The 24,724-nt window shown below is 63.7% G+C and carries 25 protein-coding genes; 16 read left to right on the top strand and 9 right to left on the bottom strand.

All coding sequences use genetic code 11. From position 1 onward, the window contains the following. Positions 1 to 5: 5 nt before the first annotated feature. The 5 genes from xsc to Q1V43_RS14535 all read right to left on the bottom strand — a co-directional run bounded on the left by xsc (position 6) and on the right by Q1V43_RS14535 (position 5,996). On the bottom strand, positions 6 to 1,781 hold the full coding sequence (gene xsc, locus Q1V43_RS14515) for a sulfoacetaldehyde acetyltransferase (RefSeq protein WP_300519447.1): 1,776 nt from the start codon (positions 1,779 to 1,781) through the stop codon (positions 6 to 8). Between the two features lie 245 nt (positions 1,782 to 2,026). After that, a complete protein-coding gene (locus Q1V43_RS14520) occupies positions 2,027 to 3,499 on the bottom strand; it encodes a PLP-dependent aminotransferase family protein (RefSeq protein ID WP_300519450.1) in 1,473 nt (490 codons plus the stop codon). 53 nt (positions 3,500 to 3,552) lie between these two features. Continuing rightward, a complete protein-coding gene (locus Q1V43_RS14525) occupies positions 3,553 to 3,852 on the bottom strand; it encodes a hypothetical protein (RefSeq protein WP_300519452.1) in 300 nt (99 codons plus the stop codon). Between the two features lie 79 nt (positions 3,853 to 3,931). Next, positions 3,932 to 4,513 carry a GNAT family protein gene (locus Q1V43_RS14530; protein ID WP_300519455.1) on the bottom strand — a complete coding sequence of 194 codons (582 nt, stop codon included), beginning with the start codon at positions 4,511 to 4,513 and terminating at the stop codon, positions 3,932 to 3,934. Positions 4,514 to 4,607: 94 nt separating this feature from the next. Further along, entirely contained in the window at positions 4,608 to 5,996 is a 1,389-nt protein-coding gene (locus tag Q1V43_RS14535) for an aminotransferase class III-fold pyridoxal phosphate-dependent enzyme (RefSeq protein ID WP_300519457.1), read from the bottom strand. 349 nt (positions 5,997 to 6,345) lie between these two features. Between Q1V43_RS14535 and Q1V43_RS14540 the strand changes: the two genes are divergently transcribed. From Q1V43_RS14540 to Q1V43_RS14555, 4 genes are all read left to right on the top strand, one after another. Next, positions 6,346 to 7,335, top strand: coding sequence for an ABC transporter substrate-binding protein (locus Q1V43_RS14540; protein ID WP_300519459.1), 990 nt, complete (start codon positions 6,346 to 6,348; stop codon positions 7,333 to 7,335). 88 nt (positions 7,336 to 7,423) lie between these two features. After that, a complete protein-coding gene (locus Q1V43_RS14545; RefSeq protein ID WP_300519461.1) occupies positions 7,424 to 8,230 on the top strand; it encodes an ABC transporter ATP-binding protein in 807 nt (268 codons plus the stop codon). After that, complete coding sequence (locus tag Q1V43_RS14550) at positions 8,227 to 9,498, top strand: ABC transporter permease subunit (protein ID WP_300519464.1); 1,272 nt, start codon at positions 8,227 to 8,229, stop codon at positions 9,496 to 9,498. The genes Q1V43_RS14545 and Q1V43_RS14550 overlap by 4 nt, the downstream gene beginning before the upstream one ends. A gap of 81 nt (positions 9,499 to 9,579) precedes the next feature. Next, positions 9,580 to 10,227, top strand: coding sequence for a GntR family transcriptional regulator (locus Q1V43_RS14555; protein ID WP_300519467.1), 648 nt, complete (start codon positions 9,580 to 9,582; stop codon positions 10,225 to 10,227). A gap of 80 nt (positions 10,228 to 10,307) precedes the next feature. Here the strand turns inward: Q1V43_RS14555 and Q1V43_RS14560 are convergent, their stop codons facing one another. Continuing rightward, positions 10,308 to 11,012, bottom strand: a complete 705-nt coding sequence (locus tag Q1V43_RS14560; RefSeq protein WP_300519470.1) for a gamma-glutamyl-gamma-aminobutyrate hydrolase family protein — start codon at positions 11,010 to 11,012, stop codon at positions 10,308 to 10,310. A gap of 84 nt (positions 11,013 to 11,096) precedes the next feature. Here Q1V43_RS14560 and Q1V43_RS14565 point away from each other — a divergent pair, with 84 nt between their 5' ends. From Q1V43_RS14565 to Q1V43_RS14580, 4 genes are all read left to right on the top strand, one after another. Beyond that, positions 11,097 to 12,347, top strand: a complete 1,251-nt coding sequence (locus Q1V43_RS14565) for a cytochrome P450 (RefSeq protein ID WP_300519473.1) — start codon at positions 11,097 to 11,099, stop codon at positions 12,345 to 12,347. Positions 12,348 to 12,403: 56 nt separating this feature from the next. Continuing rightward, on the top strand, positions 12,404 to 13,693 hold the full coding sequence (locus tag Q1V43_RS14570) for a glutamine synthetase family protein (protein ID WP_300519476.1): 1,290 nt from the start codon (positions 12,404 to 12,406) through the stop codon (positions 13,691 to 13,693). Between the two features lie 17 nt (positions 13,694 to 13,710). Next, positions 13,711 to 14,025, top strand: a complete 315-nt coding sequence (locus tag Q1V43_RS14575) for a 2Fe-2S iron-sulfur cluster-binding protein (RefSeq protein WP_300519478.1) — start codon at positions 13,711 to 13,713, stop codon at positions 14,023 to 14,025. A gap of 65 nt (positions 14,026 to 14,090) precedes the next feature. Then, positions 14,091 to 14,909: a formate/nitrite transporter family protein gene (locus tag Q1V43_RS14580; RefSeq protein ID WP_300519480.1), complete on the top strand. Its 819-nt coding sequence runs from the start codon at positions 14,091 to 14,093 to the stop codon at positions 14,907 to 14,909. A 61-nt stretch (positions 14,910 to 14,970) separates the two neighbouring features. Here Q1V43_RS14580 and Q1V43_RS14585 read toward each other — a convergent pair whose 3' ends face one another. Continuing rightward, positions 14,971 to 16,323, bottom strand: coding sequence for an aspartate aminotransferase family protein (locus tag Q1V43_RS14585; RefSeq protein WP_300519483.1), 1,353 nt, complete (start codon positions 16,321 to 16,323; stop codon positions 14,971 to 14,973). A 22-nt stretch (positions 16,324 to 16,345) separates the two neighbouring features. Beyond that, positions 16,346 to 17,125, bottom strand: coding sequence for an IclR family transcriptional regulator (locus Q1V43_RS14590; protein ID WP_300519486.1), 780 nt, complete (start codon positions 17,123 to 17,125; stop codon positions 16,346 to 16,348). 209 nt (positions 17,126 to 17,334) lie between these two features. Between Q1V43_RS14590 and Q1V43_RS14595 the strand changes: the two genes are divergently transcribed. The 8 genes from Q1V43_RS14595 (at position 17,335) to Q1V43_RS14630 (ending at position 24,486) form a co-directional block, all read left to right on the top strand. Then, complete coding sequence (locus Q1V43_RS14595; RefSeq protein ID WP_300519527.1) at positions 17,335 to 18,237, top strand: tripartite tricarboxylate transporter substrate-binding protein; 903 nt, start codon at positions 17,335 to 17,337, stop codon at positions 18,235 to 18,237. Positions 18,238 to 18,287: 50 nt separating this feature from the next. Continuing rightward, complete coding sequence (locus tag Q1V43_RS14600; RefSeq protein ID WP_300519489.1) at positions 18,288 to 18,974, top strand: tripartite tricarboxylate transporter TctB family protein; 687 nt, start codon at positions 18,288 to 18,290, stop codon at positions 18,972 to 18,974. A 7-nt stretch (positions 18,975 to 18,981) separates the two neighbouring features. Beyond that, positions 18,982 to 20,622, top strand: a complete 1,641-nt coding sequence (locus Q1V43_RS14605; protein ID WP_300519491.1) for a tripartite tricarboxylate transporter permease — start codon at positions 18,982 to 18,984, stop codon at positions 20,620 to 20,622. Continuing rightward, complete coding sequence (locus Q1V43_RS14610) at positions 20,505 to 21,971, top strand: aldehyde dehydrogenase (protein WP_300519529.1); 1,467 nt, start codon at positions 20,505 to 20,507, stop codon at positions 21,969 to 21,971. Before Q1V43_RS14605 ends, Q1V43_RS14610 begins: the two co-directional genes overlap by 118 nt. Further along, positions 21,968 to 23,203, top strand: coding sequence for a Tm-1-like ATP-binding domain-containing protein (locus tag Q1V43_RS14615; RefSeq protein WP_300519494.1), 1,236 nt, complete (start codon positions 21,968 to 21,970; stop codon positions 23,201 to 23,203). Before Q1V43_RS14610 ends, Q1V43_RS14615 begins: the two co-directional genes overlap by 4 nt. A 65-nt stretch (positions 23,204 to 23,268) precedes the next feature. After that, positions 23,269 to 23,664 carry a 5-carboxymethyl-2-hydroxymuconate isomerase gene (locus tag Q1V43_RS14620; protein ID WP_300519497.1) on the top strand — a complete coding sequence of 132 codons (396 nt, stop codon included), beginning with the start codon at positions 23,269 to 23,271 and terminating at the stop codon, positions 23,662 to 23,664. Then, positions 23,661 to 24,098: a MarR family transcriptional regulator gene (locus tag Q1V43_RS14625; protein WP_300519500.1), complete on the top strand. Its 438-nt coding sequence runs from the start codon at positions 23,661 to 23,663 to the stop codon at positions 24,096 to 24,098. The genes Q1V43_RS14620 and Q1V43_RS14625 overlap by 4 nt, the downstream gene beginning before the upstream one ends. Then, the gene (locus Q1V43_RS14630) at positions 24,091 to 24,486 is read left to right on the top strand and encodes an acyl-CoA thioesterase (protein ID WP_300519503.1); all 396 of its coding nucleotides are present in this window, start codon (positions 24,091 to 24,093) and stop codon (positions 24,484 to 24,486) included. The genes Q1V43_RS14625 and Q1V43_RS14630 overlap by 8 nt, the downstream gene beginning before the upstream one ends. Positions 24,487 to 24,603: 117 nt before the next feature. Here Q1V43_RS14630 and Q1V43_RS14635 read toward each other — a convergent pair. After that, a partial coding sequence (locus tag Q1V43_RS14635; protein ID WP_300519040.1) for a transposase domain-containing protein occupies positions 24,604 to 24,724 on the bottom strand: 121 nt, incomplete at its 5' end.

A 24,724-nucleotide genomic window follows, 5' to 3' on the forward strand; every position in this document is an offset into this window, starting at 1 on the left:
CGAGGTCAGGCGCCTTTCTGCGGGCGCATGTCGGCGGCGTCGATGCCGGCCACCACGACCGGTTTCTTCATCGCATCGCGGCGGAAGGGCTCACCCAGTTCCTGGTTGATCATCGCCTCGATCAGGGTGGTGATGCCGTTCTTCTGGTCGATGATCGCCTGATTCAGCGCGTCGGTCAGCTCGTCCATGGTGCGTGCGATCACGCCCTTCAGCCCGCAGGCCGAGGCGATGCCGGCGTAGCTGACCTGCTGGTCCAGCTCGGTGCCGACGAAGTTGTCGTCGTACCACAGCGTCGAGTTGCGCTTCTCTGCGCCCCATTGGTAGTTGCGGAAAACGACCTGGGTGATCGCGGGCCATTCCTCGCGGCCGATGGCGGTCAGTTCCGTGACCGCGATGCCGAAGGCCCCGTCGCCCGAGAAGCCCACGACCGGCGTGTCAGGGCAGCCGATCTTGGCGCCGATCACCGAAGGGAGGCCATAGCCGCAGGGGCCGAACAGGCCCGGGGCCAGGTATTTGCGACCTGCCTCGAAGGACGGGTAGGCATTGCCGATCGCGCAGTTGTTGCCGATGTCCGACGAGATGATCGCCTCTTTCGGCAGCGCAGACGAGATCGCCCGCCAGGCCATGCGCGGCGACATCCACTCGGGCTTGTCGGCGCGGGCGCGCTCGTTCCAGGAGGTGCCGGGATCGTCGTCCTCGTGATCCATCGAGGCCAGTTGCTGTGCCCAAGCGGATTTTATCTGTGCAATCCGTGCCTTACGCTCGTCGCGGCCGGCGTCACCGGCGGTATCGGCGAGCTGCTCCAGAATGCCCTCGGCGACCTTCTTGGCGTCGCCGACGATGCCCACGCTCACCACCTTGGTCAGGCCGATGCGGTCGGGGTTGATGTCGACCTGGATGATCTTGGCGTCCGTCGGCCAGTAGTCGATGCCATAGCCGGGCAGGGTCGAGAACGGGTTCAGGCGGGTGCCCAGGCACAGGACCACGTCGGCCTGGCTGATCAGTTCCATGCCCGCCTTCGACCCGTTGTAGCCCAGCGGGCCCGCGAACAGCGGGTGCGAGCCGGGGAAGGCGTCATTGTGCTGGTAGCCGCAGCAGACCGGCGCATCCAGTCGTTCGGCCAGCGCCATCGAGGCCGGGATCGCCCCGCCGATGACCACGCCCGCACCGTTCAGGATCACCGGGTTCTTGGCCTCCGACAGCAGCTTGGCGGCTTCGGCCACCGCGTCCGCACCACCACCGGGGCGTTCAAAGTCGACCACGGCGGGCAGCGCCACATCGATCACCTGGGTGAACATGTCGCGCGGCAGGTTGATCTGTGCCGGCGCCGAATTGCGCTTGGCCTGCATGATCACGCGGTTCAGCACCTCGGGAATGCGCGAGGGGTCGCGGACCTCTTCCTGATAGCAGACGCAGTCCGAGAACATGCGCATCTGTTCCATCTCCTGGAAACCGCCCTGGCCGATGGTCTTGTTCGCCGCCTGCGGCGTGACCAGCAAAAGCGGGGTGTGGTTCCAGTAGGCGGTCTTGACCGCGGTCACGAAATTCGTGATGCCGGGGCCGTTCTGCGCGATCATCATCGACATCTTGCCGGTGGCGCGGGTATAGCCGTCGGCCATCATCCCGCCCGAGCCCTCGTGGGCGCAGTCCCAGAAGGTAATGCCGGCCTTGGGGAAGATGTCGCTGATCGGCATGAAGGCGGAACCGATGATGCCAAAGGCATGCTCGATCCCGTGCATCTGCAGGGTTTTCACGAAGGCTTCTTCAGTGGTCATTTTCATGGGGCGGTATCCCTGTCGCAGTCATGAATGGGGTCCCCTTTTGGTCGGGGAAATCGACTTCCAGTTTTAGGCTCTGAAACAAGGGGTCGATAGGGCCAGTTGCGCGGGCGATTTAAGGCCAAAACTGGCGGTTGGCCATGCCTTGCATATGTTTGCCGTTTTTAAACGCGGGCCCGTGGGGGCGTTAACAAGTTTAAACATTGCGCTTTGGAAGCATTAAGACCCTTAAACTCCGGCCCGGCGCCTCAGGACCGGGGGAAGGCCCGGATCGCATCCCGAATCCGCGCGATGCCTTCCGGGATGCGCTCCTGCGGGATCGAGCTGTAGGCCAGCCGATAGAAGTTGCGCGGCCGTCCCACACCGGCAAAGAAGGCCGCGCCCGGTTCGATCAGGACACTCTGGTTGAGCAGCTCCTCGGCCAGCAGCGCAGTGTCTACATAGGCCGGCGCGCGCATCCAGAAACTGGAGCCGCCAAAGGCGCCGGAGCCCGCGACATGCAAGCCGCAGTCGGCAATCGCCGCATCCATCACTGCGCGCCGCTCGTGATAGGCCTGCCCCATGCGCCGGATCAGCGCATCGTAATGGCCGAGCGACAGGAAATAGGCGACCGTGCGCTGGATCAGCCCCGGAGGGTGGCGCAGGATGGTTGAGCGCAGCGCGCGGGCTTCGCGAATAAAGGGTTCAGAACCAACAAGATAGCCCAGCCTCAGCCCCGGAAAGAGCGACTTGGAAAAACTGCCGACATAGATCACCCTCCCTTCGCGATCGAGGCTTTTCAACGCCGGGGAGGGCGGGCCGAGAAAGGACATCTCGAACTCGTAGTCATCCTCGACGATCAGCGCATCCAGCTCGCGGGCGCGGGCCAGCAGGGCCTGGCGACGTTCCAGCGGCATGGTCGATGTGGTTGGGCACTGGTGGCTGGGGGTGGTAAAGATCACGTCGGTTTCATCGGGCAGCGCCTCGGGCGGCAAACCGTCGCCGTCCACGCCGACCGGGGTCACGTGACAGCGGCTCTGGCTCAGAATGTCGTGCAGCGTGTGGTAACAGGGGTTTTCGATCGCCGCCGTGCGCCGTTGCGTCAACAGCACCTGCGCCGACAACCACAGCGCATTCTGCGCCCCCAGAGTCACCAGAATCTCTTCCGGCGCGGCCTGAATGCCGCGTCTTGGCAGGATGTGACGGGCGATGAATTCGACCAGTTCCGGGTCATCGCGGTCATAATAGTCCCGCGTCATTGCCGCGTGGTCCTTCTGCCCCAGCGCCTTCAGCGCGCAGAGCCGCCAGGAATTGTGATCGAACAGCGTCGCGTCCGACTGGCCGTAGGTAAAGACAAAGCGGTGCCGGCGCCAGTCCTGTGGTTTCTCGGGCGTGACCCGGTCGGTAAAGCGTGCGCCGATCGCGCGGTGCCAGTCCACCTTGTCCTCGCTCGTTTTGCGGGGCGGGGCGAAAGCCGGAGGTTCTGGAGCATTTTCAGAGACATAGAAGCCGCTACGCCCGCGGGAGGACAGGTAGTCATTGGCCTGAAGCTCGGTATAGGCCAGCGTCACGGTGATCCGGCTGACACCCAGATGTGCCGCGAGTTTTCGGGTCGACGGCAGCTTCTCGCCGCGTGGCAGGCGTCCGGACAGGATCGCCTCGGCGATCATCTGCTGGATCTGCGCTTGAAGGGTGCCCTGGGACTCGGGGTCCAGAAAGAAGGTTTCGACGGGAGCGGCCATGCGGGCCAGCCTATACTGGACTTATCCAGAGTGCAATCTGGCCTGATGCCACCTTAGCGGTTCGAGTCGATCCAGCGCGACATCATCCCGGAGTCGCGGAAACATTCGTCCGGGATGGCGCGGCGCTTGGCGCGGGCGATGCGTTCGGCATAGGCGACCTGTCGCGAGGTGGCCCCGGGGCCACGGGCGGGCCGGGCCGGGCAGGCCGATTTGTGCCGGTCGATCCATTCCGACAGCCGCCGCCGGTCGCCTGCATCATCCGGCGGGATCACCACGCCCAGACGGGAGGCAATGGCGCGGGCGTAATCGACCTGTTTCGGCGTCGGCGGCAACTGGTACTGGGCGTTCAGCATTTGTTCTCCTCCGTTCGGGGTAGAACAAATATAGAACAATTGTCAAATTTGTCGAGTCCCGTCGCCGATCACACCCCCTTCAATCGCGGGGTTTCGCCAATTGCCAGGTCAGGTTTGCCTTCACCGCAGGCCATTCTGCAGGCAGGATCGAATAGACCGCCGTGTCCCGTAACGTCCCGTTTTCCATGGCAATATGGTTGCGCAGCACTCCGTCCAGCTTGGCACCCAGCCGTTCGATGGCGCGGCGTGACTGGTGGTTCAGGAAATGGGTGCGCAACTCCACGGCGATACAGTCCAGTGCGTCGAAGGCATGGGTGAGCAGCAGCAGCTTGGCCTCGGTGTTCAGCGGTCCGCGCTGCGCCGCGCGCCTCACCCAGGTCGAGCCGATCTCGACGCGCCGGTGGGTTGCGTCGATGTTCATGTAGGTGGTCATGCCGACCGCCTTGCCGTCCGGGGTCAGCACGGCGAAAGGCTGCATGTCGGGCAGGTTCAGACGGCGTTCGATCTCGGCTTCGACAGCCTCCGGTGCGGGCACGGTTGTGTACCAGAGCCGGTGCAGCTCACCGTCGCGCACGGCCTCTTCCAGATCGCTGCGATGGGCCTGGCGCAGAGGCGCCAGGGTGACGTGTTTGCCGGTCAGGGTCACGGGGGCGGGCCACATGGTCGGTCTCCTTCTTTGTGCCCCAGAGACGTCAAAAGGCGGACCCGGGAAAGGTCCGCCTTTCGCAAATTTTTCCAGTCCAATCTGGCGTGAATCAGCCGAAGACCTTGCTCAGCGCGCGGTCGACCGATGCGCAGATCGCGTCCACGTCCTCGGCGCTGGCGATCAGCGCGGGGCTGAAGCAGAGCGTATTGTTGAAACCCGGAACCGAACGGTTGGTGGCGCCGATGATCACGCCCTGCGCGCCGCAGTCGGCGACGACCTGGCCGACCAGCGCCTCGGCCACCGGGGTCTTGGCGTCGCGGTCCGAGACCAGTTCGACGCCCAGGAACAGGCCCTTGCCGCGCACGTCACCGATCACTTCATGCTTGTCCATCAGCGCCTTGAGGTTCGCCTTCATCCGGTCGCCCATCAGGGTGGTATTTTCCAGAAGTCCCTCGTTTTCAATGATCTGCATGTTGACCAGCGCCGCGGCCGGACCGGCGGTGCAGCCGCCGAAGGTCGAGATGTCGCGGAAGTAGTTCAGCGGGTCGGACACGTCGTCCTTGAACATCTCGAACACCCGTTCCGAGGTTACACAACAGGCAATCGCCGCATAGCCCGAGGCCACGCCCTTGGCCATGGTGACGAAGTCGGGCTCGATACCGTAGTGCTGATATCCGAACCATTCGGTGCCGGTGCGCCCGACGCCGCAGACCACCTCGTCGATGTGCAGGAGGATGTCATGTTTGCGGCAGATCTCCTGCACGCGGGGCCAGTAGCCCTCGGGCGCTTCGATCACGCCGCCGCCGGCGGTGACAGGCTCTAGGCACAGCGCGCCCACGGTGTCGGGGCCTTCGCGCAGAATGACTTCCTCGATCTGGTTCGCGGCCCATTCGCCATAGCTGCCCAGGCTGGCATCCCATTCGGCCTGGGCGCGGTATTCCATGCAGTGGGGCACACGCACGAAACCGGGCGCGAAGGGGCCGTATTGCGCGTTGCGCTCGTCCTGGCCGCCCGCGGACATCGCCGCCAGGGTCGAGCCGTGGTAGTCACGCTCGCGATAGAGGATCTTGTGTTTCTTGCCGCCGTAACGCTTGTGCGCGATTTGGCGCACCATCTTGAAGGCTTTCTCGTTCGCTTCGGACCCGGAGTTGGTCTGGTAGACCCGCTTCATCCCGGGCATTTTCGAGATCAGCTTCTCGGCAAACAGCGCGCCGGGGATCGAGCCCGCCGAGCCCGCGAAATAGGGCAGTTTCACCAGCTGTTCGCGCACCGCATCGGCAATCTCGGTGCGGCCGTAGCCGACGTTCACGGTCCAGACACCGCCCGAGACGGCGTCGATATATTCCTTTCCGTTCTGGTCCCAGACGCGCATGCCACGGCCTTCGACGATGACGCGCGGGTCGCCCGTCTCGAAGGGTTTGTGCTGGGTCAGGTGGTGCCAGACATGGGCCTTGTCGGCCTCGACGACGTGGCTCAGATCATTCGGGTTGCCGTCCATGGCTCTCTCCATCCGTTGGGGCCCGGCTGACGCAGGGCGCACTTTTCTGATCATATTTAGAGGGTGAATCGGGCCCGTGGAAATAGGGCCAGTTGCTTTTCTTGCTTAAGTCCAGTGAGGCGTTTTGATTTTGGTAAAATATTTGGCGTTTTGAGTGTAAATTTTTGAAAAAAAACGAAAAAGACGTGACCGAATTGCCGCGGCCAACTGGTTTTTGCGGGGCGTGACGTCTTTCGCGGCATAAAAAATCGTTGATATGCGCCCTTCATGGCCTAGGCTTTGAGGACAGCGACCGGGACCACCCGGCGGGGCGACACGGCCCGACTTCTTTTCAACACGGGAGACACTTATGACAATGAAATCAAAACTTCTCGGCGCAGCCGCTTTCGCTCTGTTCGGTCAGGCGGCAATGGCCCAGGACATTACCGTTGCCTATTTCCTGGAATGGCCGATGCCCTTCCAATATGCCAAGGCCACCGGCATGTATGACGAGGCACTGGGCGGCACCGTGACATGGCGCGCCTTCGGCTCGGGCACGGAAATGTCTGCCGCGATGGCGTCGGGTGACGTGCAAATCGCGGTCAGCCAGGGCGTACCGCCCTTCGTGGTTGCGGCCTCTGGCGGTCAGGACCTTCAGATCGTCGATGTCGCGGTCAGCTATTCCGAGAACGACAACTGCGTTGTGGCCGAAGCGCTGGAGATCGACAAGATGTCAGCTGGTGAATTGGCCGGGCGCAAGGTCGCCGTGCCGCTGGGCACCGCCGCGCATTACGGTTTTCTGAGCCAGATGAATTACTTCGGTGTCGACATCGCCTCGCTGGACATCGTCAACATGAACCCGCCCGAGGGCGCCGCGGCGCTGGCCCAGGGCGCGGTGGACATGGCCTGCGGCTGGGGAGGCTCGCTGCGCCGCATGATGGAACATGGCAATGTGCTGCTGACCGGTGCCGAGAAGGAAGAGATCGGCATTCTCGTCTTTGACGTGACCTCGGCCCCGGCCGGCTATGTCGCCGAGAACCCGGAAACCGTCGCCACCTTCCTGGAAGTGACCGCCAAGGCGAACGCCATGTGGGCTGACCCGGCCAACCAGGCCGAGATGCTGCCGGTGATCGCCAAGGACGCGGGCATGGACGAGGCCGCCACCCGCGCTACCATCGACACGTTCAAGTTCCCCACCGTGGATGAACAGCTGGGCGAAGGCTGGCTGGGCGGCGGTGCGCAGGCCTTCATGAAGGGCGTGGCCGACATCTTCGTCGACGCAGGCTCGATCGACGCGGCGCTGGACAGCTATGACGCTGCGGTCAACACCGGTCCGCTGAAAGCCGTCGGCGGCATGTAAAACCCTTGATTTCAAGGTGCCTGGCGGCGGGCCGAAGCCTGCCGCCGGGCCTTATGCACCCACTCACAACCTGAAAAGGAGGGACCGCATGGGCGGGATTTCCATCCAAGGCATTTCCATGCGCTTCGACCTGCCGAACGGCAGCCATGTTCAGGCGCTGCAAGATGTCTCACTCGACCTGAAACCGGGCGAGCTATTGAGCGTGCTGGGCCCCTCGGGCTGCGGCAAGACCACACTTCTGAACATCGTGGCGGGCTTTCTGGCCCCGACCGAAGGACAGATCGAGCTGAACGGCCACGTGGTAACGGGACCGGATGCGGAACGCGGCATGGTATTTCAGCAGGGCGCCCTGTTCGAATGGATGTCGGTGCGCGAAAACGTCAGCTTCGGCCCGCGCATGCGCGGCCAGCGCGAGGCTGAATGGGCCGAACGTGTCGACCACCTGCTGGATGTCACCGGCTTGGGCGATTTCAAGGAAAAGTCGGTCTATGAACTTTCCGGCGGCATGCAGCAGCGCGTGGCGCTGGCCCGTTGCCTTGCCAATGATCCGGACGTGATCCTGATGGACGAACCGCTGGGCGCACTGGATGCGCTGACGCGCGAGAAGATGCAGGGTCTGGTCCTGAAACTCTGGAAAGAGACCGGCAAGACCATCATCCTGATCACCCACTCGGTTGAAGAGGCGCTGCTTCTGGGGGAACGCCTGCTGGTGATGGCCCCACGTCCGGGCCGCATCCACAAGGAATACAATCTGCCGTTTGCCGACATGGGTGTCGACATGGACCTTCGCGAGGTCAAGAAGAACCCGGATTTCGCCGAAAAACGCGAGGAAATCCTGGGCATGATCTGGGACATGGAAGAAGAAATCATGGGTCGGTCGGAGGATGCGGCATGAGCGGGCTTCTGATCTTCATCATCTATGTCGCCAATTTCGTCGGCGCCTTCTTCGTCGTACGATTCATCGTAAGCCGCATGACCGCGCGGGCGGATTTCACCTCGCTGAAAACCGTGACCTTCGGCGACGAAAGCGCCGTCAGGCCCAACCGGGCGGCCAGTGTCATCTCGGTCGTGACCATCTACCTGATCTGGGGCGCCTTTACCGGTTCCTCCTATGTGCCGCTGCACGCGCCGGGGCCCTTCGTTGGGGATACCTCCTTCACCTATACGGTGTCGGATGGCAACCAGTCCGACGATGGCACCGTGCATGTGCGTGTCTTCAGGGTTGGCGAAGAAGTCGAGGACATTACCGCCGAACCCGGCGAGGGCTTCGCCAAGAACGACGCCGCCAACATCGGCGCCTGGCGCTCGGGTCTGATCCGGGTCGACAGGAATGACGAACTGGGCCGTGACGCCGGCATGGTCGTCACCGCCGTCGACGGCGAGCCGATCGAGCCCGGCGGCGAGGTCCGCGTGGCCGATGGCACAGTGTCGATGACGGCCAAGGGCACGCTCTCCTTCGCGCCGGCCACCGGCTGGCAGATGGAGCCGATCTGGCTGCCCAGCCCCGAATCGGTGGTCGCGCGGACCCTCAGCGTGGCCTCGGAGGGCTATCAGAACTTCACCCTGTGGGAGCACCTGGGTTTCTCGCTGATGCGCGTGATCGTCGGGTTCTTCTTCGGCGCCCTGGTCGGCATCCCGCTGGGCTATGCCATGGGTCTGTCGGACTGGTTCCGCGGCTGGTTCGACCCGATCGTCGAATTCATGCGTCCCGTGCCGCCGCTGGCGCTGATCCCGCTGGTGATCATCTGGGCGGGCATCGGGGAGGCCGGCAAGATCATCCTCCTGTTCCTGGCGGCCCTATGGATCATGACGATTGCGGCAAGGGCGGGCGTGTCCGGGGTGAATATCACCAAGGTGCACGCGGCCTATTCGCTGGGGGCCTCGCGGTTCCAGCTGATGCGCCATGTGATCGTGCCGAACTCTCTTCCCGAAATCTTCACCGGGGCCCGTGTGGCCATGGGGGTCTGCTGGGGCACGGTTGTGGCCGCCGAACTGGTTGCCGCCGAGAAGGGCGCGGGCATGATGATCATGGTCGCCAGCCGCTTCCAGCTGACCGATATCGTGATCATGGGGATCATCCTGATCGGCATCATCGGCTATGGCATCGATATCCTGATGCGCAGGGCCGAGAACTGGCTGGTGCCCTGGAAGGGCAAGCACTGATCGCCGCACAAGATACCGGCCCGGGCGCTCGCGCCCGGGTTATCTCTTGCCCGGGCCGCCGCGCCCGGGTTATCTGACCGCATGGCAGGGCAGACAAATACCATCCTCAACACCATTCTTGAAGGTATCGACAAGGGCGAGCTGAACCCGGGCGATGCGATCGACGAAGGCGCCCTGATGGCGCGTTACGGCATCTCGCGCACCCCGCTGCGCGAGGCCTTGCTGCGTCTGGAAGCGATGGGGCTGGTCGATCGCCAGCCGCGCAAGGGGGCGACGCTGTTCAAGCCCACGCTGGAGGAATTCCTGGCCATCCTCGAAGTGCATGCCAAGCTGGAAGGCCAGGCCGCCGCGCTTGCCTCGCGGCGCATGTCGCCGGCCGAAGCCGAACGCCTGGAGGCAATCGTCACCGCCTGTGAGCGCCACGCGCAGGAGTTCGGAGGCACCGACCCGGACGCCTATTACCAGTTGAACCTTCAGTTTCACAAAGTGGTGGCGGAGGCGTCGGGAAACCCGTTCCTGCTGGACATGATCAAGATGAATGCGCGCAAGCTGCTGGCCTATTATCGCGCGCGCTATCGCTATCCCGGAGCTGTGGCGGAATCGGCGCGCGAACACCGCGAACTGGCCCGGCTGATCACCTCGCGCCAGGCGGCAGCGGCCGAGAATTACATGGCCCGCCACGTGCAGTTCGACCGGGTCACGGTGATGGACCTGCTGGCCGCGCTGTAGCGCGGGAAGCCCTTGCGGGCTGTCGCTGCGCTCGGGTCTTGAGCCTCCGGCGGGGATATTTGTGGAAAGATGAAAGTGATCTAGCGGACTGAGCCGCGCAGAAACGCGACGATCCAGCGTCCGAACTTTTCATTTTCAGCCGTTTGGCCCAGGGAGGCGCGGGCGGCGTCTATGACCTCCTCCGGTTTCTGATCCGCCAGCTCATCTACCAGCGCAGCAATGAAGTGATGGGTCATTTCGGGGTGATATTGCGTGGTAAAGACGTGATCCCCGATCACGAAGCCGCCGACCGGGCAGTCGGCGTTTCCGATGGTCACTTTCGCCCCTTCGGGCAGGTCCACCACCTGTTCGATATGGGCCGCGTACTGGCGCAGGGGGCCGGCCTCCATCCAGGGAGCCGGCTCTGTCACCCTGGTTTCCGTGGTGCCAAAGACCCAGCCGCCGGGGTTTTGCGCCACGTGCCCGCCAAGCGCCATGGCGATCGCCTGGTGGCCGAAACAGGCGCCGAACAGTGGTGTGCCGCGCGCCACGATGCGGCGGATGAGGGCAAAGAGCGTATCCAGCCAGGGGTCCACATCATGCACCGAGGCCGGGCTGCCGGTAATGATCCACCCGTCGTAGACCGATTCGTCCGTCGGAAACTGACCATCCTTTACCGAATAGACCGTGAAACGCGCATCCGGCATCAGCGGTGAAAGCAACGCCTGCCATTTTTCGCCATCCTTCGGATGTTGCCGGGCGAATTCGCTTTCATCCGTATTCGACATCAGGATCGCAAGGCGCATGATCTTTTTCCTTTACTTGCTTAACATGTTACTTAATATATTTTTGAACGCGCAAACAATACACAAAATCTCAGGGAGGCGCGCATGACGGTCTGGACCCCCACCGACAGTGGGCACGAAAATCTTTACGACCACGACGTGTTTGCGAAGGGCGCGCCGCACAACACATTCAAGCGCCTGCGCGACGAGGATCCGCTGAGCTGGACCGACTGGCCCGATGGCGAAGGCTTCTGGAACGTTGTCCGCCACGAGGACATCGCGGCTCTGAACGTGAATTACCAGCTCATGTCGTCGGCCCGCGGCATCCGCATGGAGGACCAGACCTATGAGGAATACCTCGCGCGGCGCACCTTTCAGGAGACTGACCCGCCCGAACACATGAAAACGCGCATGCGGGTGGGCAAGGCGTTTTCGCGCCCCGTAGTGGCCGGGTTCGAAGATCAGATCCGTGAGCTCTGCCACCCGATCCTCGACAAGGCGTTTGAGATGGGCAGCTTCGATGCCACCCACGAAATCGCCCGGCAACTGCCGATGATGATGCTGGGCCGAATTCTTGGCACGCCGGACGAGGACCTGCCCTGGCTGGTCGAAAAGGGCGATGCGCTGATTGCCAACACCGATCCGGATTTCACCGATCACGTGCTCGACAGGATGCAGACCGACGAATACCGCATGATGCCCTTCAACAGCCCGGCCGGGGCTGAGCTGTTCGATTACGCCAAGCGCCTTCTGGCCGAGAAGGAGCGCAAGGGCGACACCGAGGGCGTGCTGCACATGATCCTGCAGCCGGACCGTGACGGCAATGTCATGCCCGAACACGAGTTTCGCAACTTCTTCTGCCTGCTGGTGGCGGCGGGCAATGACACCACGCGCTATTCCATCGCCGGTGGGCTGCAGGCCATGGCGCATCAGCCGGAGCTGCTGGCCCAGCTGAAAAGCGGCGAGGTCTGGGACACCATGGCCGATGAGGTGATCCGCTGGGCCACGCCCGCGCTGTATTTCCGCCGCACCGCGACGCGCGACCACGAGATGCATGGCAAGACCATCCGCGAGGGCGACAAGGTGCTGCTCTGGTGGGCTTCGGCCAACCGGGACGAGGCCGTGTTCGACGACCCGTTCCGCGTCGATTTCGCCCGCAGCCCGAACAGGCACATGAGTTTCGGCCAGGGTGGCCCGCATGTCTGCCTGGGCATGCACCTGGCACGGCTCGAAGTGCGCGTGCTGTTTGAGGAAATCGCGAAACGTGTCACTGTGATCGAACCCACGGGGGATCACGCGTTCCTGCGCTCGAATTTCGTGGGCGGGATCAAGAGCTTGCCGGTCCGCATGGCGTAACGGTGAAACCGGGTCGCGGGGAGGCGACCACCAAAAGGATCGTGGGAGGGACAGAGATGAAAGACCGGCTGCGCGCCATGTGGTGCGACCACCTCAGCATCATGCGGGGCAAATACCTGCCGAATGGCAAGATCGGCGATGGGACCACGCGCTTCTGCCGCTCAACCTTCGGGGTGCATTACGACAAGGACCTGCTGGACGCTCCCGGCGCGATGATGAAACAGGGCCTGCCCGACATGGAACTGCGCTGGAAGGCCGAGGATATCCGCGACGGCTGGGAGCGCTCGACCAAGGTGGTGCTTGGCGATCTTTACGACCACCACGGCAACCTGCTGGACCTCGACGGGCGGGGCGCGCTGAAACGCGCGGTCGCGGCCTGGGGCGAGATGGGGCTGACGCCGATGGTCGGAATCGAGCTGGAATGCTACGCGCTGGTTGGCAATGAAAACGGCCGGTTGGTGCCCTATGACGCGCCGGGGGGCGTGGTTTATGGCACCGGTCCGTTCACCGATCCGCTGCGCGTGTTTGACGACATCTGGGAACGTGCCGACGATCTGGGCTTCAACGTCGATATGTTCACCGCCGAATATGACAGCCCGCAGTTCGAAATGACCCTGACCTTCGACGAGGCGGTGAAGGCCGTGGATGACATCGTGCTGTTCCGCCAGATGGCGCGCGAGGTCGCGCTGGAGCACGGCGTGGTGCTGACCTTCCTGCCCAAGCCGATCGCCGAGGCGGGTGGATCGGGCATGCACATCAACTTCTCCTTCCGCAAGGACGATGGCGGCAATGCGCTGGACAACGGGCCGGTCGGGGGGCCAGAACACATGAACGATCTGGCGCGCGACTGTATTTCCGGTCTCATGCATCATCACCGCGGGCTGGCCGGGCTGCTGGCCCCGACGGCGAACAGCTACCAGCGGATGCAGCCGGGCATCCTGTCGGGCTACTGGCAGAACTGGGGCGGCGACCACCGCTGTGTCACCACGCGCATATCGGGCGAGGGCGGGGCAAAGTCGCGGCTGGAACACCGGATGGCGGATGCCACGGCGAACCCCTATACCGCCACGGCGGCGGTGTTGCAGGCGGCGCTGTTGGGGGTCCGGAACAGCTATGACCTTGTGCCCGCAGAGACCGGGGATGGGTTCGACCGCACCGATGCCAAACAGGGCACGGCGGTTGATCTGAAACGGGCGATGAACGATCTTGAGGCCGACACGGTTCTGGGTGACGCCGTGGGGCGTACCCTGGTCGACAACCATATCTTCATGAAGCGCAAGGAAGTCCTCAAGACCCGCGACCTCGAAGGTGACGGGCTGAGGGATTTCTACGTCTACTTCTTGTAAACACGGGAGAAAACAGGATGAAAGTAACTTGGGTTCTGCCCCGGGGGGATGAGGTCGTGGCCGAGGTGGCCGAAGGCACCAGCCTGATGGAGGCGGCCGTTGCCAACAATGTGGCGGGCGTGGATGGCGAATGCGGCGGGTCGCTCAGCTGTGCGACCTGTCATGTGCAGGTTGACGCCGATTGGCGCGAAAAGACCGGCGAGGTCGGCGAGTTCGAGGACGCGATGCTGGACATGGTCGAGGATCGCTCCGACGCCTCGCGCCTGTCTTGCCAGGTCCGCATGTCCCCGGCGCTGGACGGTATCCGCCTGACGGTGCCTGAACCGGGCTGAGCGCGTATCGCGCACCTTGACGGGTGCTCCTGCCGCAGGCTTAGTCTGGTGGCAGGAGGAGAGCCATGCCTGAGATCGCGCCGAACCCCGCGCCGAACCCCGCGCTGAATCCCACTGGGCTGGACGCCTACAAACCGTCCCAGATTGCCGAGCTGGTCGAAAAGGCCGGGGTCGCCAAGGCGAACCTGGCGCTGGGCCCGCTGCTGACCCTGGCAGCGCTGGCGGGGGCCTTCATTGCCCTCGGGGGCGCGGCCTTTACGATGGTGATGACCGGCGCCGATCCGGGTTTTGGTCCGGTGCGGCTGCTGGGCGGGGTGGCCTTTTCTCTTGGCTTGATCCTGGTCGTCGTGGGCGGGGCTGAATTGTTCACCGGGAACGCGTTGATGGTCATGGCGGTGGTGGACCGCCTGGTCCCGCCGGGGGCGCTGCTGCGCAACTGGGGCTGGGTCTACCTGGGCAACCTGGCGGGCGCGCTGGGGCTGGTGGTCCTGATGGCGGGCACCGGGCTGCTGGACGGGGCCATGGGGGCCACCGCCCGCGCGATTGCCGAAGGCAAGGCGGCGCTGTCGCCAATGGAAGCGCTGAGCCGCGGCATCCTGTGCAACATGCTGGTCTGTCTCGCGGTCTGGCTCTCGCTGTCGGCGCGCAGTGTGACGGGCAAGGTGTTGGCGGTGCTTTGGCCGATTACCGTGTTCGTGCTGCTGGGTTTTGAACACTCGATTGCCAACATGTACCTGATACCGCAGGGAATTCTGGCCGGTGCCGAGGTCACGGCAACGCAGGCGCTGGGCAATCTTCTCTGGGTCACGATCGGCAATGTGATCGGTGGGGCCGGGGGCGTGGCCGGGGCCTATTGGCTGGCCTATCGGGCGGGCGTGTCCTGAAACGCCTGCGCCCCGCCGGAGGAGGGCGGGGCGCAGTGGATATTTATGGAAAGATGAAAGGTCAGAGCGCGGCAAAACCGGCGCGCAGCGAGGACAGGATCGTCCGCACATCCTCGGCGGTCAGAATCAGCGGCGGCGACAGGATGATGTTCGGGCCGGAGACACGCACCATCGCGCCGGACTGATAGGCGACCTCCTGCACGGTGCCGATGGACGCCTTGTCGATCGGGGTCTTGGTGGTGCGGTCGGACACCAGCTCTATCGCGCACATCAGGCCATGGCCTCCGCGCACGTCGCCGATCACGTCGAAATCGGCTTGCAGCGCCAAGAGCCCTTCGTGCAGCTCACGCCCCCGTGTGGCGGCGTTTTCCGGCACGTTCAGGCGTTTGGTTTCCGCCAGGCAGGCCAGCGCGGCGGCGGCCCCCACCGGGTGGCCCGAGTAGGTGTAGCCATGGCCGATGGCGGCGCGGCCGGTCTCGTCCTGTTCGAAGGTCGCGGCCACATGGTCGGCAATCATCACCGCGCCGAAGGGGAAATAGCCGTTGGTGATCGCCTTGGCGGTGCACATCAGGTCGGGCTGCACGCCCCAATGGCGGCTGCCGGTCCACGATCCCGTGCGGCCGAAGGCCGTGATGACCTCATCCGCGATCAGAAGAATGCCGTGTTTCGAACAGATCTCGCGCACACCGGGCATGAAGCTCTCATGCGGTGGAATGACCCCGCCCGCGCCCAGGATCGGCTCCATGATGAAAGCGGCAATGGTGCCCGCGCCCTGGAAGGCGATCTCGTCCTCCAGGGTCTGCAGGCAGAGCTGGGCCAAGCGCTCCGGGTCGGTTTCATTGAACGGGTTGCGATAGGTATAGGGCGCAGGGATGTGGAAACAGCCGGGCAGGAGGGGTTCGTACTGGGTGCGGAAATTGGCGTTCCCGTTAACCGAGGCGCCCCCCATATGGGTGCCGTGATAGCCCTTTTTCAGGCTCAGGAACTTGGTGCGCCCGCCTTCGCCCCGGATCTTGTGATACTGCCGCGCCAGGCGCAGGGCGGTCTCGACGGAATCGCTGCCACCGGAGGTAAAGAAGGCGCGGGTCAGCCCGTCGGGGGCGAAGAAGTCGCGCAGCTCCTCGGCCAGCTCGATGACCGCGTCATTGGTGGTACCGCGAAAGGTGGAATAATAGGGCAGAACGTCCAGTTGGGCCGAGATGGCATCTTTCACCGGCTGGCAGGAGAAGCCCAGGTTCACATTCCAAAGACCACCAACCCCGTCCACGACCTCATGCCCGTCGATATCGGAGATCTTTACCCCCGAGGCGCCGGTCACGATGGTCGGAGGAGTGTTCAGGCAATCGGCCGGGTGGGCCATCGGGTGCCAGAGCGATTTGGCGTTCTTTTCCTTGAGGAAGTTGGAATCCTTCATGTCAGCCCTCTTTCTGCAGCGGCTACTGCGGTTCGAATGTTGGAAATGTGGAAGGCAGGAACCCACCCATCAGGCGGGTCAAAGCCGGAACCCGGGTCATCAGCTCGTCCAGAACGCGGGTGCGCAGCGCTTCGGTCATGCGGGCGACCGGCGTGGCGACGGCCACCGCGCCCATCGCCCGCATCTGCGCGTCGAAGACCGGCACCGCATAGGAATGCACGTCCTCTTCGAAGCCGCCGATCGAGGTCGCATAGCCGCGTGCACGGATTTCGGGCAGCATTGCGCGGATCGCGTCCGGGTCGGTCACGGTCTGCGGTGTGCGTGCGTTCAGCGGGGCGGAGAGCACCGCGTCGATGAAGGTGGGCGGCGAGAAGGCCAGAACCGAGAGGCCCGAGCTGGTCGCGTGCAGGTCCAGAACCTCAGCGTCTTCCATCATCACCATGGTGCCGTGTGCGCTGGAATAGGTATAGGCGGTGGTGGCGAGCGTCTCGCCGGACAGCACCGACATATGCGCGGTTTCGCCGGTCGCATTGCTGAGCTGGTCCAGCACACGCTGCGCCATTTCGCGCATCGGGACCGTGTATTCGCGCAGCGCCGCAAGGCGCAGGACGGCCGGGCCCAGGCGATATTCGCGACCTGATCCGGTCTGTTCGACGAATCCATGCTGACCCAATTCGGTCAGCAAACGGTGCACCGTCGCCTTGTTCATGCCCGACAGGCGCGCCATGTCGGAGAGCCCGATCTCGGACCGGGTGCGGCTGAAAAAATTCAGCAAGGATAAGGCTTTGGACGTTGTTCCCATGGGTGTTCGTCTTTCCTTTGCCAGTGGAAGCCGGGGGCTGGCCACCGGCTTTTTTACTTCACGTGTTAAAAGTGTTGACAGACTCGGCGGGGGTCTGTCAATCTGTTTTAGAACCGACGGTTTAAATAATGAACCGCACCCACGACGCGATCAATAGGGAGATCATCATGACCAAATCCAAGCTGCTGGGCGGCGCCCTTGCCATTACCATGACGGCCCTGGCCGGCCCCGCGATGGCCGAATACCCCGAGAAGCCTGTGAGCTTCATCGTGCCCTGGCCGCCGGGCGATCTGGAAGACGTGCTGACCCGCATGATCGCCGAGGATTTCCAGGCGGCCTATGGTGTCTCGGCAGCCGTGGTGAACAAACCTGGCGGCGGCGGCGGCCCCTTCCCCGGCGCGATCGACGTGGCGACGGCGCCGGCCGATGGTTACACGGTCGGCAGCTTCGTGCCCGCCGTCCCGGTTATCGGTCATAAAATCGGCATTGATGAGCTGGCCGGAGAAGTATTTGAACCGATTGGAATTTTCCTGACCTACCCCTTCGTCATCGCGACCTCGGGTGACGCGCCTTACAACTCGATGGAAGAGCTCGCGGCCTATGCCAAGGAAAACGACGTGGCGCTGGGCCATTTCGGCGATGTGCTGACGCCGACCCAGGTGACGAAGGCCTATGCGGTGAACGCGGGGTTCGAATGGGGCTCGGACGCAGCTTTTGATGCGCTGGACTGCAACACGCTGGCCTCGGGCGACGCAGATGTGATCAACACCACGCTGCAGCTGATCCTGCCCTGCCTTGACAGCGTGAAAGTGCTGACCTCGATCACGGATACCCGCATCAGCCTTGTGCCCGACACGCCCACCATTGGGGAACTGGACGAGAGCCTGGACATCGCGCTCTGGAATGGTCTCTTCGTGCACAAGGACACGCCACAGGACGTGCGCGACAAGATCGCCGAAGTGGCCGCCAAGACTGTGATGAGCGACCGTGCCCAGGCCGTGGGCGCCGAGACCGGCGCCCTGGTCTACTGGATGAACGCCGAGGAGTCGGCGGCCCGGATCGAAGGCGACAAGGCCACCGGCGCCGTGATTGGTGGCATCCTGGGCAACTGATCTGAAACCCTGATGGGCCGGGGCAACCCGGCCCGCATCGAGGCAGCATCATGAGCGAGATCAAACACGATCCCAACTATCCGAAACGGGGTCAGGTGCTGTTCGCCACCCTGTTTCTGATCTGCGCGACGCTTCTGCTCGCGGCGATCGGGGATCAGACCAAGTGGTTGAAAGGCAAAGCCTTCTTCGCTCAGCCCCGGTTCTGGCCGGGGATCGGCGTGGGCGGTATGGTGCTGTTCACCGCGCTGCATTACTGGAACCTGCCACGCCGCGAGAGGCGCATGCCACGCTGGATTCGCGAAGCCGACTGGTTCCAATGGGCCGAAAGCCTGTTCTGGGGCGTGCTGGCGGGCGTGCTGGCGCTGACGCTCGGGCCGGTGCTGGCCGCGCCCTTCGTTTTCCTCGTCGCGACTATGCGCATCAGCTACATCTACCTGCACAAGATGGACTGGAAAGAGGCCAAGGTCTGGCTGTCGGTCTTTGAATGGGCGGGCTGGTTCCTGGCCTATGTGGTGCTGGTGCCGGTGCTGGGCTACCTGCCGATGACCCTCGTTTTCGCGCCGCTTCTGACCTGGCGCATGGGCTATCGCTCGCGCCGTATCCTCTGGTCATCGGTCGGTTTCGGCGTGCTGGTCGTGCTGGTTTTCAAGGCCTTCCTGCAGGTGAAAATCCCCGGTGCCTTGGTTTACGAGTACCTGCCGGGCACGATCCGCAACTTCTTCATCCTGAACCTCTGAGGGCAGCATGGACCTGATCACCGAGTTTTTCACCCAGATGGGGGCCAGCGCGGGCATCCTGGCGCGCTGGGACGTGGCGCTGGCCCTGCTGGTAGGCTCGATCGGCGGCGTTCTGATCGGCGCGATCCCCGGCGTGGGTCCGGCAGTGGCCATCGCGATCCTGCTGCCCGCGACTTTTAGCATGGACCCGATTGTCGGGCTGACCGTGCTTCTGGGCATCTACGGGTCGTCCATGTACGGCGGATCAATCCCCGCGATCCTGATCAACACGCCGGGCACGGCGGTGAATGCGCTGACCACCTATGACGGCTATCCGATGACCACCCGCGGAGAGGCGCGCCGAGCGCTGTCGCTGGCCTATTCGTCGAGCTTCTTCGGCGGCATGTTCTCTGTCGCGGCCCTGATCTTCTTTGCGCCCGTTCTGGCGAAAGTGGCGCCCATGTTCGGCTCGCGCGAGATCTTCCTGGCCGCCCTCCTGGGCATTATCCTTGTGGTCGTCGCCCACCGCAAACATACACTGATTGCTGCGGCCATGGCCTGTTTCGGCATCTGGCTGGGCACCATCGGCTTGCATCCGGCAAGCTATTCGAAACGTTATACTTTCGACCAGAGCTGGCTGTCGGGCGGCGTCAACCTGATCGTCGTCGTGCTGGGCCTGTTCGCCCTGTCCCAAGCCTTTGTCCTCTTGCAGGGCGATGACGAAAACGTCACTCTGAAGAAGATGAAAGGCAGCTTCTTTCAGGGGTTCCGCGAACTTGCCCGCCACCCGCGCATCGCCGGGGCCTCGGCCACATTCGGCGTGGTCATGGGCATGATCCCCGGCGTGGGCGAGTTCACCGCGCAGTTCATGAGCTACACCTATGCCGCCAAGACCTCGAAACGGCCCGAGGATTTCGGCCATGGCTCATCGGAAGGGCTGATCGCCGCCGAGACCGCCAACAACGCGGTGCCCGCCGCTGCCATGGTGCCGCTTCTGGCGCTCGGCATTCCGGGCGAGGCGCTGACCGCGATGATGCTGTCGGTCTTTTACGTGCATAACGTGATCCCGGGCCCGCAGCTGTTTCAGAACGAGATGGATTTTGTCGTCGCGCTCTATATCGCGCTGGCGCTGCTGAACGTGCTGGTAGTGATCTTCCTGCTGGTCGCCACCAACCAACTGATCAAGGTGGTGAAAATCCCCAACAAGTTCCTGGGCGTCTGCATCCTGATCCTCAGCTTCGTGGGCGTCTATTCCCTGCGCAATTCCTTCACCGACTGCATTCTGGCGGCGGGGTTCGGCATTCTGGGCTTCATCCTCAAGCGCCTGTCGCTGCCCATCGTGCCGATCATCCTGGGCATGGTCCTGGGCGGTATCATGGAAGTGAAACTGCGCTCCGCCATGGCGCGGGTGAAAACCCCGCTCGACTTCATCGATCGCCCGATCGCGGCGATCCTGTTTGTGATGATCCTCTTTGTGCTGGCGCTGCATGTGCGCCGGGTGATGCTGGATCGCAAGGAAAGAAAGGCCCAAGAATGGTCGAACAGTCACGCATCGACGAGCTTCGAAACCAACCTGTCGCGCCGCAAGGCCTCTTTGTTGAAGGCGCGTGGCAAGCAGGTGAAGGAGAGACGCTCGACGTTCTCTCGCCGATCGACGGACAGCGACTGACCACGATTGCCCGGGCGACGGCGGCGGATGTGGACCGGGCCGTGGCCTCGGCGCGGCGGGCCTTTGACGACGGGCGCTGGTCGCGCCTGGCCCCGTCGGGCCGCAAGAAAGTGCTGCATCGCCTGGCCGACCTGATCGAGAAACACGCGCTGGAACTTGCCGTTCTGGGCGTGCGCGACAACGGGACCGAGATCGGCATGGCGCTGAAGGCCGAGCCGGGATCGGCGGCGGGCACCTTCCGCTACTATGCCGAGGCGCTGGACAAGGTCTATGGCGAGATCGCGCCAACAGCGCCGGGCGTGCTGGGCCTCGTCCACAAGGAGCCGGTCGGCGTGGTCGGCGCCATCGTGCCCTGGAATTTCCCGCTGATGATCGGGTCGTGGAAACTGGCCCCGGCCTTGGCGGCGGGCAATTCGGTAGTGCTGAAACCGGCCGAGACCGCGTCGCTGACCCTGCTGCGCCTGGCGGAACTGGCCTCCGAAGCCGGGCTGCCCGATGGCGTCTTGAACGTCGTGACCGGGCAGGGGAGCGTGGCCGGTGAGGCGTTGGCCCTGTCGATGGATGTCGACGTGCTGGTTTTTACCGGCTCCGGCGGGGTGGGGCGCAGATTGCTGGAGTATTCCGCGCGTTCGAACCTGAAACGCTGTTACCTCGAACTGGGCGGCAAGTCCCCCAACATCGTTTTCGCCGACGCGCCGGATCTGGAACAGGCGGCGAAGGTCAGCGCGGCGGGCATCTTTCGCAACGCGGGGCAGGTCTGTGTCGCCGGGTCGCGCCTGCTTGTCGAAGAGGCCATTCACGACGATTTCGTCGCCGCTCTATCCAAACACGCCAGCACCATGGTGGTTGGCAACCCCCTGGACTTGAACACGAATATCGGCGCGGTGAACAACCTGCCGCAGCTGGAAGGCAACCTTGGCTTTGTCTCGAAAGCCGTGGAGGAGGGCGCCGAGATCGCCCTTGGCGGCGCGCGCATTCTGGAGGACACCGGCGGGTATTACATGGAACCCACCGTGCTGACCGGCGTGAACCCCGCCCAAAACGTGGCCCAGAACGAGGTCTTTGGCCCGGTTCTGGCCGTGACGCCGTTCAAAACGGATGAAGAGGCCGTGCAGATCGCCAATTCCACCCAATACGGGCTGGCCGCGGGGGTCTGGACCCGGAACCTGTCGCGCGCTCATCGCATGGTGCGCGAGGTACAGGCGGGGGTGGTGCATGTGAACACCTACGGGGGCGCGGACGGCACTGTGCCGCTGGGCGGGGTCAAACAGTCGGGCAACGGCCATGACAAATCCCTGCACGCCTTTGACAAGTATTTCGACCTGAAAACCGCGTGGATGCAGCTATGAGTGACAAGACGATTCTGGTGGTCGGCACCTATGACACCAAAGATGACGAGCTGACCTACCTCGCGGATGTGATCCGGGGGCAGGGTGGGGGCGTCGTGACCATGGACATCTCCGTGCTGGGCGACCCGGCCAAGCCCTGCGACCACTCCAAGCATGAGGTGGCCGAGGCGGGCGGATCCTCGATCCGGGCCGCCATCGACAGCGGGGACGAGAACACGGCGATGCAGATCATGGCCGAGGGATCGGCGGCCTTGGCCCTGCGCCTCTACCGCGAGGGGGCCTTCGACGGGCTGATCGTGCTGGGCGGCACCATGGGCACCGACGCGGCGCTGGACCTGTGCAAGGCGCTGCCGATCGGGGTGCCTAAATACGTGGTCTCGACGGTGAGTTTCAGCCCGCTGATCCCGCCCGAGCGTCTGCCGGCGGATGTGCAGATGATCCTTTGGGCGGGTGGGCTTTATGGGCTCAACTCGATCTGCAAGGCATCGCTGTCCCAAGCGGCTGGCGCCGTGCTGGGCGCCGCCCGCGCGGTGGAGAAACCGCGCTTTGACAAACCCTTGATCGGCATGACCAGCTTTGGAAAGACGGTGCTGCGCTACATGGTCAGCCTGAAACCGGCGCTTGAGGATCGCGGCTTCGAGGTCGCCGTTTTCCACGCGACCGGCATGGGCGGACGGGCGTTTGAAAGCCTCGCCGCCGAAGGCGCCTTCGCCGCCGTGATGGATTTCGCCCCGCAGGAGCTGGGCAATCACATCATGGGCTCCGCGATTTCGGCCGGGCCGGACCGGATGACCAACGCGGGGGCCTCTGCCACGCCGCAGATCGTTTCGATCGGCTGCTATGACCTTGTGGATTTCATCGGCTGGCAGGAGGTTCCGCCGAAGCTTGCAGGCCAGGAGGTGCACGCGCATAACCGTCTGCTCAGCTCGGTCATGATGGATGCCGGCCAGCGGCGCGAAATGGCGCGCGCGATATGTGCCCGGCTCGCGCCGGCCAAGGGGCCGGTCGTGCTGCTGTTGCCGGGCGAAGGCGGCAATGAATGGGACCGCCCCGGCGGCCCGCTGCACGACGCCGAGGCGTTCGAGGTCTTCAAGGCGGAACTGCGTGCGCAATGCCCTGCGAATGTGATGCTGGTCGAACTGGATGCCCATATCAATGACGCGGCCTTCTCGGACGCGGCGCTCAAGGTGTTCGACGGCTGGCTGGCCGAGGGATCGGTGTCGAAAGGGTAGGGCGACAAACCCGGTTCCCCTTGCTTCCTGAACAGGTTAAAATTCCCTCATAGGGAGAGGGACAGATGCCGCATCTCAGCTTCGAATACAGCCAGGGCCTGCATACACACGCTGACCTGGACGCGCTTGCCGTGACCATGCGCGATGCGCTCATCGCCACTGGCCACTGCCCGGTCGGCGGCATTCGGGTGCGCGGGTTCCGTGCCGACGTGAACGCGGTTGGGGACGGGGCGGCGGAATACCATTTCCTCGACATGATCCTGCGCCTTGGCCAGGGCCGTGACAATGAGACGCGGGGCAACATAGCCGATCAGCTTTACGCGGCGGTCGAGGCCGCGTTACGCCCTCAGGTCAAGGACATCCCCTTTATCCTGTCGCTGGAAGTACAGGAAATTGACAACCGGTTCAGCCGCAAAAGCTGGTCCACAATCCACGCGGCCATCGCGGAGGCAAAGACATGAGAGAACTCGACCGGGCCCTGCCCATTGCGCTTTTGCACGCACGCGAAGCCACCCTGAAACCGTTTCGCCAGCAGTTGGACAAGCTCGGCCTGACAGTGCAGCAATGGCGCGTCATTCGCGTGTTGGCGGAAGGGCGGCCCAAGAACGCATCCGAGCTGGCCGAGCTTTGCGTGCTTATGCCGCCGTCGCTCTCGCGCATCCTCAAGGCGCTGACCGAACGCGGGTTGATCGAGCGGGTGGACGACGCGGACGCGCGCCGCCGCAAGGTGCAGATCACCGAGGCGGGGATGGAGGCCTACCACTCCCACGCAGGCCGCGCCGCCGAGATCTACAAGCGGCTCGAAGAGGGGTTCGGTGAGGACAAGATGGAGCTTCTGCTCGACCTGCTCTCCGAGCTGCGCGAGGTGGCGAGGAAGGAGGCGGAGGATGAGTGACATGCCGCGCCGCCCCGAGGGCGCCGCGATCCTGCGGACCCTTGCCATGCCCGCCGACACCAATGTCGCGGGCGACATTTTCGGCGGTTGGGTGTTGAGCCAGATGGACATCGCCGGAGGCGTGCTGGCGGCCGAACGCGCCCGGGGCCGCGTGGCCACAGTTGCCATCAATGCCATGACCTTCATCGCCCCCGTGCAGGTGGGCGATGTCCTGTCGATCTACGGCGAAGTTGTCCGGGTCGGCTCCACCTCCATGTCCATCGCGCTGGAGGCCTGGTCGGAACGGGATCGTGGGCGGTCGGCGCACAAGGTGACGGAAGGCGTGTTCGTCTTTGTCGCGCTGGACGAGGCGGGCAATCCCGTGAAAGTCCCGCCCGAAACCACCTGATGTCGGGGCTGAACTCCAAAAGCGTTTCCACTTGAACCTGAGACAGGTGTGGGAGGAAACGCCATGAAACCCATCAATTTCGTGGGTGTTTCGAACAAAATGTAAGCGGTGCGTCGTTCACACGGTTTTGGCGTAGTTCCAGGGCAATAGCTCGTTGATGTTATTTTGTTTGTGTCCCTGTGCGATGGCAGTGAGAACGGCTGACAGATAGGCGTGCGGTTCGATACCGTTGAGTTTG

The organism is Aliiroseovarius sp., from assembly GCF_030148435.1.
Classification (GTDB): domain Bacteria; phylum Pseudomonadota; class Alphaproteobacteria; order Rhodobacterales; family Rhodobacteraceae; genus JASBTN01.